Genomic DNA, 16,989 nt, shown 5'->3' with positions numbered 1-16,989 from the left:
GAGGCGCGCGTGCCTGATACTCGACCCCCGTCGGCCGGGCGCCGCCGGATGAGCGGCCGGCAGCGCGCCGGTCAGACCGCCTGGGCGCTGGTGCGCCTGCTGTTCTGGCTGCCGCTATGGCTTGTGGCCCTGCTGCTGCTGGTTCTGGGGCTTGCCCTTGCGCCTTTCGGCACCGGCTTTCTGCTGTCCCAGGCGGAGAAACACGAGCTGATCCGCGTTGAGCACCACGAAGGCGGGCTGCTGGACGAATTTCGCCTGCAAGGCTTTGCCATGGACGCGCTCGGCGTGCATGCCCGGGTGGACGAGTTCGAGCTTGCCTGGGCCGACGACTGCCTGCTGTCGGGCCGGCTGTGCCTGGACATCCTGCGCGTGGTAGGCGCCGATATTCGCCTGGATCCGTCAGAGAAGGAGGCTCCTGCGTCCGAGCCCGAGGACGACGCCCCGGCCGGGGAGATCATCCTGCCGTTTCCCGTGGAGCTGCGCCGGCTTGTGCTGGACGACGTCAGCGTCCAGCTGGGCAACGGCACCCGCCTTGGCTGGGCGCATTTTGACAGTGCCCTGACCGCCGAGGGCGGCCAGATCGAGGTGGCGCCGTCCAGGCTGCAAAAGCCGCGCCTGTACCTGCCGCCAAGCCCCGGGGTGCGCCTGACCCAAAGCGTGGACACGCCGCTTTATGCCGAAGGCATCGACGCCGCCATTGCGGTGCAAACGCTGCCCGAGGCGCCGACGGAAGCCGCCGATGCGTCTGTCCCTCTGGACGAAGCCCTCGCCGCGCGAAAGCCCCTGGAGCTGCCCGCGATCAGGCTGCCGGTCAACGTCAACCTTGAGCTACTCGAAGTCGAGGACTTCGTGGTCAGCGGCGTGACCGACTATACCGTCAACGAGCTGCGCCTGGGGTTCGAAGGCGACGGCGATCGGATCACCCTGACCCGGTTCAACCTGGTCACGCCGGACGCCAGCGCTCGGCTTGACGCCAACACCACCCTGAGCAATGCCTATCCGCTATCGGCCAGGCTTCACCTGGTGCTGTTTTTGCCCGAGCTCATGCCCGAGCTCAGCGGCGAAGAGCTGACGCTTGAGCTTTCCGGCGCGCTCGACGATCTGCACGCCGAGCTCAACGCCAGCGGTACGGTGAACGCGCGCCTTAGCGCCAGCGCCGATCTTCTGGCTCCGGCGATTCCGTTCGAGCTGCGCCTGCAAAGCGAAGCGCTGCAGTGGCCGCTGCCGCCTAGAGATGCCGCCGCGCTTGCCGAGAGCACGGCGGTGAATGCCGGGGCGGCGGTAGAAGCGGCGCCCGCACCCGCCCCCGAGCCGCCGGCAAAGGCGGAGGAAGACGTCCGCCCGTATCACCTGCGCGCGCTGGATCTCGCCGCCAGCGGCAGTCTGGAAGGCTATCGAGCGACGCTCAGCTTTCAGGCCGAAGGGCCAGAGGTGCCTAAAACCGACGTGGCGCTCGCCGGCAGCGGCGATATCACCCGCTTTGCCTGGGATTCACTCGACGTCGACACCGGTGACGGCCGGCTGAGCAGCCAGGGGCAGGTGGAGTGGCAGGCGCCGTTTCGCGTCGATGCCACGCTTGCGCTGGACGACTTTGATCCCCACCGCTTTGTCGACGCGCTGGAAGGCCGGCTGAGCGGCAACGCCGAGTTCAGCCTGCGCCAGCTCGACGACCAGTGGGCGGTTGACGTGCCGAGGCTGAACATCGACGGCACGCTCCAGGGCTATCCGCTGATGCTTGACGCCGCGCTCGAGGCCAACAGCAACCTGAACCTGAATATCCGCCGGCTCGACTTCGCCCAGGGCGACAACCGCCTGAACGCTCGCGGCCGGGTCAGCGAGAGCGATATCGACCTCGACGCCGATATCGACCTGCGCGAGCTGGACAGCATTTCCGCGGAGCTTGGCGGTACTCTGACCGGCGACATCACCGCCCGGGGGAGTTTCACCGCGCCCGAGGTCACCGCCAAGCTGAACGGCGACGCGCTGCGCTTTGCCGACAACACCCTGCGGCGGCTGCGCCTTGACGCCGACGTGCGCGGCATTGACGATCCCGCGCTCGACGTGGGGCTGGAGCTTGCCGGCGTTGATGCCGGCGGGCAGGCCCTCGAAAGCGTGATGCTCGACCTTGACGGCAAGCTGTCTCGGCACCGGCTCACGCTCGAGGCCCGGGGCGGAGCGGACAACGATACCCTGAGCCGGGCGCGACTGGCCTTGTCCGGCGGCCTTGATCAGGCGCGTAGCCGTTACCAGGGCACGCTCTCGACGCTGGAGGCCGATTCAAGCGCCGGGGACGTGCGCCTGGAATCGCCGGTGGATATCCGTTACGCCCTGAGCCGCGGCGAGCTTGAGCTCACGCCGTTCTGCCTGCGCCGGGAGCAGGGCGGCGTGGTGTGCTCACAAAAGCCGCTGACGGCCTCCGCGCAGCAGGGCGAAGCGTCGCTTTCCCTGCGCGAAGTGCCCATGGACGCCGCCGAGCCGTTTCTGCCCGAGGGCTGGCAGCTTGACGGCGATACCACCGCGGACTTGACCGCCTCGTGGTCGGCGGGCGGAGCCCGCTGGCAGGCCGACGGCCAGCTGGCAAGTCGGCTATCGATCACCGCGCTCAACGACTACGGCCAGCCGGTGGAGCTTCCGCAGCTCAGCCTGGACGCCGACCTGGACGCCGATACCGCCCGGGCGGGCGCCGATATTACGCTGTCGCTTGCCGAGGCCGGAGACGCCCGGCTGCAGGTGGCCGTGGACGATCCGCTGGGCGCCGGCACTCTCGACGGCGCGCTGACGATCAACGGGGTCACGCTGGAGCCGTATCGGCCGCTGGTGGTAGGGATGGACGAGCTTGCCGGGACGCTGCACGGCCAGGTCAACATCGGCGGCTCCACGCGGCAGCCCGATTTGCAGGGCGCGCTTGAGCTAACCGGCATCAACGCCTCCGGGCCGGATATCCCCGTCTCCGTGCCCGACGGCGAAGTGAACGTCTCGTTCAACGGCGAGCGCGGCAGCATCGACGGCTTCCTCAACGCCGAGCGCGGCCGGCTGGATATTGACGGCGACGCCGTATGGCCGAGCGGCGATGCCTGGCGGGTTAGCGTTAACCTCAACGCCGCCTCGCCGCTGCTGGTGACGCTGCCGGCGTTTGGCCGCCTGGAGGCCTCGCCGGATATCCGCATCCGCGCCACGCCCGAGCAGCTGCAGGTGCGCGGCGACGTCAGCGTGCCCTGGGCCCGGCTGGAAGTCGGCGAAATCCCCCGTTCGGCCACGGCCCCAAGCGCCGACGAAGTCATCATTACCGAGCGCGAGGACAAGGAAGCCGAGCGTGCAGCCCGGCAGCGTCGCCGCAACCCCGACGCGCCCAGCGCCGCCGACGAGCTGGAAAGCGCCGGTATGGCTATGGACGTGCACCTGACCGTTACCCTGGGCGGCGATATGGAGATCTCCGCCTACGGGCTGGAGTCCGGCCTTGCCGGTTCGCTGGAGGTGCGCCAGGACAGCGGCGGGCTGCAGCTCTTTGGCGACGTCAACCTGGAAGACGGCCGCTTCAAGGCGTTCGGCCAGGACCTGCTGATCCGCCGGGGTAAAATCTACTTCAGCGGCCCGCCGGGGCTGCCGTCGCTGGATTTCGAAGCGATTCGCAACCCCGAGGTGACCGAAGACGATGTGATCGCCGGGGTGCGGGTGACAGGGATTGCCGCCGAGCCCAATATCGCCATCTTCTCGGAGCCGGCCATGGACGAAACCCGGGCGCTGTCGTACCTGCTGCGCGGCCGCGCGCCGGATGCCTCCGGTGGCGGCCTGGACAGCGCCCTGACCACCGCGCTGATCGGCATGTCGCTTGGCCGCGCCGGCGGCGCGGTGGGCTCGGTGGGCGAAGCCTTCGGCATCGAGGATTTGACCCTTGATACCACCGGTGCCGGGGACGACAGCCAGGTGGCGGTTAGCGGTCAGCTGAGCGACAGGCTGCGGGTCAGCTATGGCGTGGGTATTTTCTCGCCCATTGCCGAGCTCACGCTGCGCTACACCCTGTGGCGGGATCTGTACCTGCAGGCGGTGTCCGGCACCAGCCAGGCGGTGGATCTGATCTACCAGTTCAGCCGCAAGGGCAATCCTCGGGTGCTTGAGGACGACAATTGAACATCGGCGCCCGAGCAGGAGTCAGACGTGAGAGTAAGCCTTTAGAAGACGGAGGAAAGACAGTATGACGCTATTTTCCGGCGCGCTTACCGGGCGCGAAACGCCGATCAGCACCAGCGAAACCCACGCCGTCAGCGGCGCGCCGCTGCACCCGCCGTTCCCCGAAGGGCACGGAGTCATCGTGGTGGGCATGGGTTGTTTCTGGGGCGTAGAGCAGCTTTTCTGGGAGCTGCCCGGGGTGTTCGTCACGGCGGCGGGCTATGCCGGGGGGCAGACGCCCAACCCGACCTACGAAGAAACCTGCACCGGACGCACCGGCCACGCCGAAACGGTGCAGGTGGTGTATGACCCCGCGGTCTTCGGTATCGGGACGCTGCTCAAAACGTTCTGGGAAAACCACGATCCGACCCAGGGCAACCGCCAGGGCAACGACATCGGCCCCCATTATCGCTCGCTCATTCTGACGACCACCGAGGCCCAGCGGGCCGCGGCCGAGCAGAGCGCCGCGGCGTTTCAGGCCTCCCTTGAGCAGGCGGGGCGCGGCGACGTAACCACCGAGATCCGCCCGCTGGAGTACTTTTACTACGCCGAGGGCTATCACCAGCAGTATCTGGCGAAAAACCCGGGCGGCTACTGCGGCCTGAAAGGCACCGGCGTCAGCTGCCCGGTGGCGTAGCGGGTAGCGGCCGGCTCAGTCGCTCGGCGCCAGGCGATCGATGCGGTAGAGGGTCTCTACCTGATCGAGCCCGGAGACGGTGCAGTTGAGGTTTTTCACTCGGCCGTCGCTGAGCCCGTAAACCCAGCCGTGAACCGCCACTTCCTCGCCGCGCTGCCAGGCGCGCTGGAGGATCTTGGTGCGGCACAGGCTGTTGACCTGGGCCTTGACGTTGAGCTCGCACATGCGATCCACCTGTTCGCTCATCGGCAGGTGGTCGAGGGAGTCGCGGTGGCGGTTATAAAGCTCGCGCACCGAGTGCAGCCAGTAATCCACCATGCCGCACTCGCCGCCCTCGATAGCGGCCTTGATGCCGCCGCAGCCGTAGTGGCCGACGATGAGGATGTGCTTGACGTTGAGCACGTCCACGGCGTACTGGACCACGGAAAGCGCGTTCATGTCGGTGTGGTTGAGCAGGTTGGCCACGTTGCGGTGGACAAACACTTCCCCCGGCGGCAGGGCGATGATCTGGTTGGCCGGTACGCGGCTGTCCGAACAGCCGATCCACATGTAATCGGGATTTTGCTGGCGGGACAGGCGGGCAAAGTAATCGGGGTCTTCCTCGCAGATGTGCTCGGCCCATTCGCGGTTGTTGTCCAGAAGGTGGTTCAACGAGTCTGGCATGAGAATCTCGGCTAATAGTCTCGGTAGGTAGCAAAAATGATAGAACGGCAGCAGAGGGCGGGCCTGGCGCCCGGAATACCCCGTGACGTTCCCGGCATACGCTGCTAGCGTAGCGGCAGCATAAACGCCGGTACGGTCGCTGGTGTCGACCAGCAGAAAGTATCGACAAGTGCCATCGCACAGGAGCATATAATGGCAGACGCAGCATCCTATGAGTATGATCTTTTTGTTATCGGCGCCGGCTCCGGCGGCGTGCGCGCCGCGCGCATGGCCGCGGCGGAAGGGGCGAGCGTAGGTATCGCCGAAGACCGCTACCTGGGCGGTACCTGTGTCAACGTTGGCTGCGTGCCCAAAAAACTGTATTCCTACGCCGCGAACTTCCACGACAGCTTCGACGATGCGGCGGGCTTTGGCTGGGAGCTCGATACGCCGGCGCGCTTTGATTGGCCCACCCTGCGGGAGAACAAGAAAGGCGAGATCAAGCGGCTGAACGGCATCTATCAGCGCCTGCTGGAAAACGCCGGCGTGGCCCTGTTCAACGCCCGGGCCACGGTAGTCGATGCGCATACGGTCATGCTGGTCAGCGATCAGGGCGAGCAGCGCGTGACCGCGGCGAAGATCCTCGTAGCGACCGGCGGCTGGCCCTGGGTGCCGGACTTCCCCGGCTGCGAATACGTCGTCGATTCCAATCAGGTCTTTGATCTGGACACCTTTCCCGAGCGCTTCCTGGTGCTGGGCGGGGGCTATATCGCCGTGGAGTTTGCCAGTATTTTCAGCGGGCTTGGCAGCGACACGCACCTGATCTACCGGCGGGATTTGTTTCTACGCGGTTTTGACCACGAAGTGCGCGAATTCACCCGGGACGAAATGCAGCGTAAGGACGTCCAGCTGCACTTCAACGTCAATATCGTTCAGATCGAGAAGGGCAGCGGCGGCTACCGCGTGACGCTCACCGACGGCGAGGTGCTCGAGGTAGACACGGTGCTTGCCGCCACCGGCCGCCACGCCAATATCGAGGGGCTGGGGCTCGATACCCTGGGCATTACCCCCGACGCCCAGGGCAAGGTGCCGGTCAACGAGCGGTTTGAAACCGCCGTGCCCTCGATTCTGGCCCTGGGCGACTTGATCGATACGCCGGAGCTTACGCCGGTGGCGCTGGCGGAGGCTATGCAGCTGGTGGATATTCACTTCAAGAGCGAAACGCCGCCGCCGCTGGACTACTCGACCATTCCCACGGCGGTATTCTGCCATCCCAATATCGCCACCGTGGGCCTTTCGGAAGAGGCGGCGCGAGACGCCAACGACAATATTCGCGTGTATTCCACGGATTTCAGGGCCATGAAGCACACGCTCTCGGGGAGCGGCGAGCGCACGCTGATGAAACTGGTGGTCGACGATGCCAGCGACGTGGTCGTCGGGGCCCACATGGTGGGCGAGGATGCCGGCGAGCTGATCCAGGGCATCGCCATCGCCGTGGGCGCCGGCCTGACCAAGGCCGACTTCGATCGCACCGTGGGCATTCATCCCACCAGCGCCGAAGAGTTTGTCACGCTGCGTACGCTGAGCCGTCGCTGAGACGGCAGGGCGATAAAACGTCGCGGCAAGCTATAAAATAAAATTATGGAAAAGGTCGTGGTGAATAATAGCGCTTTTGAACTCACCACAAGCGACTGTTATCATTGACTCGACATCGCAACAGCGAAGTAACTACATGAATAAACCAATACAGCCCTTTACGCCCTCCGCCGATCTTGTGAAGCCCACCGTTGCCGATGCCGTGGTGGGCCGGGCGGAAATGCCGCTGTTTATCCGCAAGCCCAACGCGGCAGACGGCTGGGGGATTTATGAGCTGATCAAGTCCTGCCCGCCGCTGGATGTTAACTCCGGCTATGCCTACCTTTTGCTTGCTACTCAATTTCGTGATACCTGTGCAGTAGCGACCAATGAAGAAGGTGAGGTAGTGGGCTTCGTTTCCGGTTACGTCAAGGATAACGCCCCGGACACGTTCTTTCTCTGGCAGGTTGCCGTTGGCGAAAAGGCCCGGGGAACGGGCTTGGCTCGCCGTCTGGTAGAGGCCATCATGACGCGTCCGGAGCTTGAAGACGTACATCACCTCGAAACCACTATCACCCCGGATAACATGGCATCCTGGGGGCTGTTCCGTCGCTTGGCAGCACGCTGGCAGACGCCGCTGAACAGTCGTGAATACTTTTCGACCGAGCAGTTGGGAGGCGAGCACGATCCGGAAAACCTTGTACGCATCGGTCCTTTCCAAACGGATGCCATTCAGACATGACCCCGTTCAACCTGTCGGGTCGGGCGCTTTTGGCCTGATCCCGGGGCGGTGGGGCTTGTCGGCAGTGGCAGCCGCTAACTCTGTTTTGCATAACTCGTTTTGCATAACCCGTTTTGCATCATCCTGTTTATTGTCCGGAACACGATCCAAAAAGGAGATCGCTCATGCAGACCCAGACGTTTGAACGCATGGAATCGAATGTTCGCACCTATTCACGCTCTTTCCCGGTGGTTTTCAGCAAGGCCCAGGGCGCACGCCTGACCGATGAAAACGGCCGCGAATACATCGACTTTCTGGCCGGGGCAGGCACGCTCAACTACGGCCACAACAACCCGGACCTGAAAAAGGCGCTGGTGGACTATCTAGCCACCGACGGCGTCGTGCACGGCCTCGATATGTGGACGTCGGCCAAGCGCGACTACTTTGAAGCCCTCGAGGAGCTGATCCTCAAGCCGCGCAATCTGGACTACAAGATCCAGCTGCCGGGGCCCACCGGCACCAACGCGACGGAAGCGGCCATTCGTCTGGCGCGCAAGGTCAAGCAGCGTCACAACATTGTGGCGTTCACCAACGGCTTCCACGGCGTCACCATGGGCGCGCTGGCTCCCACGGGTAACCGCAAATTCCGCGAAAATACCGGCGGCGTACCCACGGTAGGCGGAAGCTTCGTGCCGTACGACGGCTACATGGGCGACGCCATCGACACGCTGGACTACTTTGAGAAGCTGCTCGGCGACAAGTCCGGCGGCCTCGACCTGCCGGCGGCGGCCATTGTCGAGACCGTACAGGGCGAGGGCGGTATCAACGTTTCCGGCCTCGAGTGGCTCAAGCGCCTCGAAGGCATTTGCCACGATAATGACATCCTGCTGATCATCGACGACATCCAGGCCGGCTGCGGCCGTACCGGCAAGTTCTTCAGCTTTGAGCACGCAGGCGTAGTGCCCGACATGGTTCTCAACTCCAAGTCGCTGTCAGGCTTTGGCCTGCCGTTCTCCCACGTTCTCATGCGCCCGGAGCTCGACCAGTGGGAGCCCGGCCAGTACAACGGTACCTTCCGCGGCTTCAACCTGGCCATGATCACCGCAGCGGCGGCGATCAAGCAGTACTGGTCCGACGACACCCTGGAAAAGGACGTGCAGCGCAAGGGCAAGATCGTCGAAGAGCGCTTCCAGAAGCTGGCCTCCCAGCTGACCGACGCCGGCATGCCGGCGAGCGAGCGCGGTCGTGGCCTGATGCGCGGTATCGACGTGGAGTCCGGTGACATTGCCGACAAGATCTCCGGCAAGGCGTTCGAGCACGGCTTGATCATCGAAACCAGCGGCCAGGATGGCGAAGTGGTCAAGTGCCTGTGCCCCCTGACCATTACCGACGAAGAGCTGGAGAAAGGCCTTTCCATCCTCGAAACCGCGGTGAAAGAGGTGATCGGCAGCTAACGCTGCTATTATTCATTTGCCTGTTAATTTTCACGAGGTGGCGATTAACAGCGCAATGACTTTCCAGGCACACCTAGTCTCAACATTCTGCCAGCGGCCCGGTAGCGGGCCGTTTTTTTTGGAGCTCATCTTATGATCGTTCGCAATCTTGAAGAAGCCCGCAAGACAGACCGCAAGGTAACCGCGGCAAACGGCAACTGGGACAGCACGCGCCTGTCGCTGGCCGACGACGGCGGTCACTGCTCGTTTCATATCACGCGCATTTTCGAGGGCACCGAAACCCATATCCACTACAAGCATCACTTCGAGGCCGTGTACTGCATGGAAGGCGAAGGCGAGGTGGAAACCCTGGCCGACGGCAAGATCTGGCCGATCAAGCCGGGCGATATCTATATCCTCGACCAGCACGACGAGCACCTGCTGCGCGCTTCCAAGACCATGCACCTGGCCTGTGTGTTCACACCGGGGCTGACGGGCAACGAGAATCACCGCGAAGACGGCTCTTACGCGCCGGCCGGCGAATAATTATCGCCAACGCTGCCTGACGGTAGGCGCCGGCCGTTGTCTGCCGGCAACCGAAAGCCTCGCTTCGGCGGGGCTTTCGTGTATCCGATATTAGAAGACGGCGCGCTTGGTCATGGCATGGTAGGTGCCATAAGTTCGCATAATATATATTATGTTAAATACTGCACCATAAGTCCGCGGAGTGACCGCGCTGCAGTGTCTTTCATACGTCCCCAGGCTTCTCGCCCATACCGCTTAAACCAGATCTCGCGGGATCTGTTCATCCCAGATCTTGGAAAAGATACGATTCTCCCCTTCGTAGGCGTCCAGCGTCGCATGCAGATGAAAATTTTCGGCGTCGGCCGTCATCAGTGTGCGTGTCACGGTCCGCACTTTCCAGTCGCCACGCTGGAAGGTGCGCTGCCATTCGGTCCAGCCGCTCAGGCTGTCGTAGTGGTCATAGGAATAGCGATAGCGCTCGACTACCTGGGCGGCGACGGTGAGGTCGATATCGTCCAGGCGATAGCTGCCCTCATCGTTGATGACCTCGAGAAAGTTATTGTCGCTGGCCAGGTCGCGAATCACTCGCCATTCTTCCTGGCTTGGCCGGGTGAGAGTCCGCGCTAGCGGCGGCGCCCCTTCGGGTTCGCCGAAGGCGTGCAGTGATGCCTCCTCACTGGGCTGCGGTTGGCGACAAGGGAGCCGCAAATAGCTGGCAGCGGGGTTGATCGTCAGCTTGACCGGCTTCGGTGACGGCCAGGCCAGGGGCCAGTAACTGGTGGATAGCGACAGACGAATGGCATGCCCCGCGGCAAACTGCTGGGCGATGTGCTTGAGTTTGATGCGTACGCGGTAGCGCTTGCCCGGCGTCAGCGGTTCGGGAAACTCATCGCTGTCACGATGTGTCAGGTTAAGCAGTCCGTAGGAGACCCGGGTTGCCTTGTCATCCATGGCGATATTGGATAGACGCAGCGCCACCATGGCGACCGGCTGATCGGCTTCGATATCGAGCTCGACCTCGGGCTGGCCGCAAATCTCGATGGCCTCTTTCAACCGTAACGTCTGGAAAATAAGCGAACCGCCGTCCTCGTCACGCTGGTCATGGGGCAGATCCGGCGGCGCATTGTAGGAGCACCACTTGCCGGCATACAGGCCCACGGAGAGCGGCGAGCTAATCGCTAACAGCGCTTCATCGGCGGGTGCCAGGGGCGGCGAGTCAGGCGACTCGGGCTCGAGACCATGGCCATCGGTCAGGCGCAGCGTGTGCGTCGCGATACGCGGCGATGGCCAGGTCGGCTCGCTCACCCAGCGACCCGGGCGCGTGTCGTAGCGTGCCGAGGGCGGCACCGAGTCCTGCATCCAGACCCGCAGCATCGGCTCGTCCATGATGCCGGTCTCCTCGCCCTTCAGCCACTTGTCCCACCAGCGCAATGACTCCTGTAAAAAACCGATAGCCGGCCCGGGCACGCCCAGGTGCGGGTACTTGTGCGCCCAGGGACCCACCAGCCCCTTGCGCGGCACGTCAAGCCCGGCGAGCAGATGAAATACGGCGTTGCAGTAACCATCGGCCCATCCGCTGATGGCATACACCGGGCACTGAATGCGCGAGAAGTCCTCGCACACTGAACCATGCTTCCAGTACGCGTCGCGGCGCTGATGCTCGAGCCATTTGATCAGCCACAAACCGCTGCCTTCGAGACGCTCGAGCCACATGTCGCGCCAGCGCTCGCCCACCAGCGCCGGGTCCGGCGGAGAGGCGTTGCCATCGAACATAGTCGACGCCCAGGACAGGTTGTCGCCGAGCAGGCAGCCGCCCATATGGTGAATGTCGTCAGCGTAACGATCATCCGTGGAACACAGGGTAATCACCGCTTTTAGCTCCGGCGGCTGCAGCGCGGCGATCTGCAAACCGTTGAAGCCTCCCCAGGAGATGCCCACCATGCCGACATTGCCGGTACACCAGGGTTGCTCGCCCAGCCAGCGCAGAATCTCGACGCCATCTTCTTGTTCTTGCGGCAAGTATTCGTCCGTCAGCACCCCATCCGACTCGCCGCTGCCGCGAAGGTCCACGCGCACCCCGGCATAGCCGTGGCCCGCCCAGTAAGGGTGCATCTGAGCATCGCGCAGCGCCGTGTGGTCGCGCTTGCTGTAAGGCAGGTATTCGAGAATCGCCGGCACCGGATGGCGTTCCGCATCCACCGGCCGCCAGATGCGTACGCCCAGACGGCAGCCATCCGCCAGGGTGATCCAGGTTTCTTCCTCTTGAATTTGGCGAGGAAAGTCGCTGACGATATGCATAAGCGGATGTCTCCCGGGTGCTGGTTTTCGGTGAAGCGTTTCTTGGTCAGTGTTGCGTAAAGCGCTTTTCCTGTTCCACGATGTCTGCGAACTCGAAGTGCAGCCGGTCGGCCAGGCGCCGATAGTTGTCCTCGAGCGTCTCGTCGCTATCTGCCCCCATCCAGATATAGGCCAGGGCAAAGCTGTAGCTATCCTGCTCCAGCACCGTGGAGAGTTGCACACCGACCTCGACCTGCAACGCGATAAGGGTCCCCGGGTATTCTTCCTGCAAGGCCGCGATTTCCGCCTCGCTGGGCACCCGGGTCACCACGGCATCGACGAAGAACACCCGGTAGAAGAATTTCCCTGCCACGGCGAACTCGCCATGGCGCGATGGCATATCGGGCAGTTTGCCCAAGACAAGGTCGACAGTAACCTGCTGGTTACTGATCCCATCGACCTTCTCAAACAGATCGCAGTGCGACTGGGAGATGCGGGCATTGATTTCCAGCAGCCAGATGCAGTTCTGCACCTCATCCCAGAAATACTCGATATTGAAGGCGGCATTGTCGTAGCCGATATGGGGCATGATGGTAGCGGTCAGCTCGCGCATCTTGTCCTGGATGGACGCCGGCAGGCGCGAGGGGTAGCGGTAACAGAAGAAGCTCAAGACTCGGGGATAGCGAATCGAATCGACGATGCCGTAGGGGACAACCTTGCCCTGGTAGACATAGCCCTCGACGGTACACTGCCAGCCCCCAATGATCTCCTCGGCCATGCAATGTCCGCCATCGACGTCGCGCACTGCCCGGGGTAGGTTGGCCTGGTCGAGCACATAGTTGAATGGCCCGGAAATCAGACCGATATTGTCGCGCAGGCGCTTCACCGCGGCGGTGAAGTCTTCGGGTTTGTCGATGCGAAAGCCCAGCCGCGAGCCGGAGGATTTGATCGGCTTGACGAAAAAGGGATAGCACAGCCCCTCCTCGCCGATATGCGACAGCGCCCTGTCATCGAAGGGATCGAAAGCGGTAAAGCGCGGGATGTAGTTGCCGATCACCTCGCGCTGGGCCAGGCGGCTCCAATACTTGTGCTCGCATTTGAGTAGGCTTTCGAGGCTGGTGGAGCGGGTCCCGAAGCGCTCGCATAAGAGCGGCAGCATGGTCGAGACAGGAAAATCCATATACCCCGCGATAGCATCGACGGACCCGTCAAATGACCGCAGCTGAGCCTCTGCCCGGTTGAGCATGTCCTCGATGGGGAAAAAATCCGTCTCGTAGACCTCCTCGGGTGCGATGACGCCGTGAAAGCGATAGTTCCTGGCGCCCCGCAGCTGCTCAAGGCGCTCACGGTTGAAGGTATTAAGCCCCACGACGAAGATGTTACGCTGTTCCATGGTCCCCCCCCTGACGCCCTTTTGCGTAAAGTGCTTGCCGTCAATGGCGAGACAAAACGGCATGTCTCCGCCGAATACCTCAGAAGCCGCTGTATATAAAGCGTAGACCCTTATTCAAGACGGGTGTAGTCGCTGAGCGAAACGATGTGCCCTCTGTCTGCACCGATGGACAACTCCACCGCATTGTCTTTATCATTCCCTTTCTCTACGGCTTCAGGATACGTTCACTATGCGTTACGGTTTTGTTGGGCTAGCGATGTTCTCGCTCGTGCTGGTCGGTTGTTCCATGACACCACACGAAACATCCTCGCCTGCTCCGCTGACCGAACCGGACTTCCGGATGCGCATGGGTGAGCTGGAAAGCCGTATTGCCCGCCAGTGCGATACCTCCGCCATGCGGCAGGATCAGCTTGACTCGCGCCAGGAAATGACCGCCGACGTGCGCGAGCTCGGCGGCCTTCTGCGCCGCCTGCGCGGCGACGTGGCGGCGCTGCAGGCCCGCCAGGAAAGCGAGCCTCAGGTAATCCGCAAGGCCTGCGAAGCCGACAGCCTGCTGAGCACCAAGACGCTGGTGGGCCGCAGCGAATGGGTCGGCCTGCCCAAGCTTGAGACGTATCTCAAGGCGCGCATTGATTCCGGCGCCAAGACGTCGTCGCTTTCAGTCCGGGAAATTACCGACTTTGAGCGCGACGGTGACGACTGGGTGCGCTTCAAGCTGTCGTTGAAAGACGATGACGAAGTGGTCGAAGCGCGCCGCGACGAGTGGGTCGAAGCGCCGGTTGAGCGCCGGGTGCGTATCATCCAGGCCACCGGCGAAGCCTCGCGTCCGGTGATTTCGCTGCTCATGACGCTGGGCCCAATCCGCCAGAAGGTGGAATTCACTCTCAACGACCGCTCCCACCTGGACTATCCGGTGCTGCTGGGACGACGGTTCCTGCTGGATATTGCACTGGTCGACGTCGCCCAGCGCTATGTCCACGAGCGCCCTTCCTATGAAACGCCCGACGACGATGACGACGTTGACGACGACGAGTAACGCCCGGCGCCCCTCCCTGCCGCCGCTTTTGCCCCATAAGGATTTTTTGCATGTCACGGCTACCGTTTTACCTGATCGTCGGGTTTTTGCTGATTGTCGGCATTGCCATGACGGCCCATCGCCATCTGCAGTTCGAGATCCCCTGGCTGCCCGGCGAGCAGCGCCAGGTCTGGGAAGTGGAAGCGGTGGTGACCTACAACGCCGACGACGGCCCGGTAGCGGTGAATTTCGCCCTGCCCTCGCAGCAGCAAGGATTTCGCGTGCTGACCGAAAACACGGCGTCTTCGGGCTACGGCCTGGCCTATGCCGCCGACGAGCAGGGCCGGCGCGCCGAGTGGACAACGCGCGATGCCGAGGGCGAGCAGCAGCTGTATTATTCGGTGCAGCTGCTGGTGGCGCCCGAGTCGAGAGCCAAGGGGCCGCCGCCGCCGGAGCTTTCGTCCGCCACTACCTGGGAGCGCCCTTACGATACCGCGGCAAGCCAGGTGATCGAGCGCGCCTGGGCGCGCAGCGCCGATAACGCCACCTTTGCCCGGGAGCTGATGCGTGACATCAGCGGCGAGCAGCAGGGAGAAAACGCCCGCCTGCTGCTGACCCAGTTCGACGCTACCGAGCTGATCGTGCGTCTTTTAAACCAGGCCGACGTCAAGGCACGGGTGGTCAGCGGGCTTGAACTCGAGGACGGACGCCGTCGGCAGACTCTGAGCAGTTGGATACAGGTCTATAGCGACGACGAAAAGCAATGGTGGCTGTTCAATCCGGTGACCGGCGAGCAGGGCAAGCCGGAGAACCTGCTGCTGTGGGAAATTGGCGGTCAGGCGGTGCTTGAACTGCAGGGCGGAAGCGATTCGCGCGTGACCTTCTCCATGCTGACCCACTCCCAGCCGGCCGCCGCCGCGGTGCGCAACCATCATTCCGACGACACCCTGCTGAACTTCTCGATTCACAGCTTGCCGCTGGGAGAGCAGGCGCTTTTTCAGACCATTCTGCTGTTACCCATTGGCGCGCTGGTGGTCGTATTCCTGCGCGTGCTGGTGGGTATCAAGACCTCGGGGACCTTCATGCCGGTGCTGATTGCCCTGGCCTTTATCCAGACGTCGCTGCTCACCGGCCTGCTGGGTTTTCTGCTGGTCGTCGCTGTGGGGCTGGTGATACGTAACTATTTATCATATTTGAATCTGTTGCTGGTCGCCCGAGTGTCGGCGGTGATTATTACCGTTATTGCGATCATTTCGATATTCTCGGTGATTGCCTACCGCATGGGGCTCAACGCCGGCCTGACCATTACCTTCTTCCCCATGATTATCCTTTCCTGGACCATCGAGCGGATGTCGATCCTCTGGGAGGAAGAAGGCCCCAAAGAGGTGCTGATTCAGGGCGGCGGCAGCCTGATGACCGCGGTAATCGTCTATCTGGCCATGAACAACCCCTTAGTGCGCCACATTACCTTTAACTTTCTGGGCGTACAGCTGATTCTGATGGCACTGATACTGCTGCTGGGTAACTACACCGGCTATCGGCTGCTCGAGCTGCGCCGCTTCAAGCCCATTACCGATGACGAGTCCGGGTTATGAGCTGGCTAAAGGACTGGACCCGCCCTTCGCGCCTGAAAGCGAAGGGCATTATCGGCATGAACCGGCGCAATATTTACTATATCGGCCGCTATAACGACCGCCGGCTGTATCCGCTGGTGGACGACAAGCTGCAGACCAAGTTGCTGGCCCAGACTTATCACATCACCACGCCGGCGCTGATCGGCACGGTGACCACGCAGTTTGGGATCAAGCGTATTGGTACCATGCTCAAGGGGCATCCGGGGTTTGTGATCAAGCCGGCCAAGGGCAGCGGCGGCAAGGGTATCCTGGTCGTGGACAAGTCCGACCACGACGGCTATTTCAAGCCCAGCGGGGCGGAGCTTTCGCTGACCGATATCGAACGGCACGTATCCAATATCCTCTCCGGGCTCTACTCCCTCGGTGGCTCACCGGACGTGGCCGTGGTCGAAACGCTGATCAACTTTGAAGATAGCCTGATGGCCTATACCTATGAAGGCGTGCCGGATATCCGCGTCATCGTGTTCAAGGGCTATCCGGTCATGGCGATGATGCGGCTTTCCACCGCCGCCTCGGACGGCAAGGCCAACCTGCACCAGGGCGCGGTTGGCGTGGGCATCGATATCGCCAGCGGCCACGCGCTGCGCGGCGTGCAGTTCGACCGCCCCTGCCAGCGCCATCCGGATACCGGGCAAGGCCTGGCGAGTCTGATTGTCCCCCAGTGGGATACTCTGCTCAATCTGGCGGCGAACTGCTACGAAATGACCGGCCTTGGCTACCTGGGGACCGATATGGTACTTGACCGCGAGCACGGGCCGATGCTTCTGGAGCTTAATGCCCGCCCCGGGCTTGCCATTCAGATGACCAACGGTGAAGGGCTGCGCCGCCGCCTCGACCTGGTCGAAAGCCAGCCCGACAACGTGCCATCTGCCGAGCGCGTGGCCTTCGCCCAGCGGCATTTTGCTCGGCGAAGCGAGCTTGTCGAGCCTGCCGAACTGATTGATGCGTAGCCGTTTTTTCCGCTGAGCCG

General features: G+C 62.8%; 12 protein-coding genes. 9 read left to right on the top strand and 3 right to left on the bottom strand.

Annotated elements, in window-relative coordinates:
• Window positions 1–9 precede the first annotated feature (9 nt).
• Window positions 10–4,128: an autotransporter assembly complex protein TamB gene (tamB, locus tag RS027_RS01485; protein ID WP_311952894.1), complete on the top strand. Its 4,119-nt coding sequence runs from the start codon at window positions 10–12 to the stop codon at window positions 4,126–4,128.
• A 64-nt stretch (window positions 4,129–4,192) separates the two neighbouring features.
• Window positions 4,193–4,804 carry a peptide-methionine (S)-S-oxide reductase MsrA gene (msrA, locus tag RS027_RS01480; protein WP_311952891.1) on the top strand — a complete coding sequence of 204 codons (612 nt, stop codon included), beginning with the start codon at window positions 4,193–4,195 and terminating at the stop codon, window positions 4,802–4,804.
• A 15-nt stretch (window positions 4,805–4,819) separates the two neighbouring features.
• Here msrA and can read toward each other — a convergent pair whose 3' ends face one another.
• Window positions 4,820–5,467, bottom strand: a complete 648-nt coding sequence (can, locus tag RS027_RS01475) for a carbonate dehydratase (protein WP_311952889.1) — start codon at window positions 5,465–5,467, stop codon at window positions 4,820–4,822.
• A gap of 192 nt (window positions 5,468–5,659) precedes the next feature.
• On the opposite strand from can, the gene gorA reads away from it, so the two are divergent.
• The 4 genes from gorA to RS027_RS01455 all read left to right on the top strand — a co-directional run bounded on the left by gorA (window position 5,660) and on the right by RS027_RS01455 (window position 9,721).
• Window positions 5,660–7,042 carry a glutathione-disulfide reductase gene (gene gorA / locus RS027_RS01470; protein ID WP_311952887.1) on the top strand — a complete coding sequence of 461 codons (1,383 nt, stop codon included), beginning with the start codon at window positions 5,660–5,662 and terminating at the stop codon, window positions 7,040–7,042.
• 136 nt (window positions 7,043–7,178) lie between these two features.
• Entirely contained in the window at window positions 7,179–7,763 is a 585-nt protein-coding gene (gene ectA / locus RS027_RS01465) for a diaminobutyrate acetyltransferase (protein ID WP_311952885.1), read from the top strand.
• A 164-nt stretch (window positions 7,764–7,927) separates the two neighbouring features.
• Window positions 7,928–9,196: a diaminobutyrate--2-oxoglutarate transaminase gene (ectB, locus tag RS027_RS01460; protein WP_311952883.1), complete on the top strand. Its 1,269-nt coding sequence runs from the start codon at window positions 7,928–7,930 to the stop codon at window positions 9,194–9,196.
• 132 nt (window positions 9,197–9,328) lie between these two features.
• Window positions 9,329–9,721: an ectoine synthase gene (locus RS027_RS01455; protein ID WP_311952880.1), complete on the top strand. Its 393-nt coding sequence runs from the start codon at window positions 9,329–9,331 to the stop codon at window positions 9,719–9,721.
• 234 nt (window positions 9,722–9,955) lie between these two features.
• On the opposite strand, the gene RS027_RS01450 is transcribed toward RS027_RS01455, so the two are convergent.
• Window positions 9,956–11,998: a CocE/NonD family hydrolase gene (locus RS027_RS01450; RefSeq protein ID WP_311952877.1), complete on the bottom strand. Its 2,043-nt coding sequence runs from the start codon at window positions 11,996–11,998 to the stop codon at window positions 9,956–9,958.
• A gap of 46 nt (window positions 11,999–12,044) precedes the next feature.
• Window positions 12,045–13,370 (bottom strand): ATP-grasp domain-containing protein, encoded by a 1,326-nt coding sequence (locus tag RS027_RS01445; RefSeq protein ID WP_311952873.1) that lies wholly within the window; start codon window positions 13,368–13,370, stop codon window positions 12,045–12,047.
• Window positions 13,371–13,656: 286 nt separating this feature from the next.
• Here RS027_RS01445 and RS027_RS01440 point away from each other — a divergent pair, with 286 nt between their 5' ends.
• Genes RS027_RS01440 through RS027_RS01430 form a run of 3 tightly spaced genes read left to right on the top strand, consistent with a single transcriptional unit; the run spans window position 13,657 to window position 16,969 of the window.
• A complete protein-coding gene (locus RS027_RS01440) occupies window positions 13,657–14,406 on the top strand; it encodes an ATP-dependent zinc protease family protein (protein ID WP_446497133.1) in 750 nt (249 codons plus the stop codon).
• A gap of 50 nt (window positions 14,407–14,456) precedes the next feature.
• Window positions 14,457–15,980, top strand: coding sequence for a UUP1 family membrane protein (locus RS027_RS01435; protein WP_311952863.1), 1,524 nt, complete (start codon window positions 14,457–14,459; stop codon window positions 15,978–15,980).
• Window positions 15,977–16,969 carry an alpha-L-glutamate ligase-like protein gene (locus RS027_RS01430; protein WP_311952860.1) on the top strand — a complete coding sequence of 331 codons (993 nt, stop codon included), beginning with the start codon at window positions 15,977–15,979 and terminating at the stop codon, window positions 16,967–16,969. Before RS027_RS01435 ends, RS027_RS01430 begins: the two co-directional genes overlap by 4 nt.
• Window positions 16,970–16,989: the final 20 nt, after the last annotated feature.

This window comes from Halomonas garicola (genome assembly GCF_031935715.1).
Classification (GTDB): Bacteria; Pseudomonadota; Gammaproteobacteria; order Pseudomonadales; family Halomonadaceae; genus Vreelandella; species Vreelandella garicola.
This window is presented reverse-complemented; position numbering and strand designations above follow the sequence as displayed.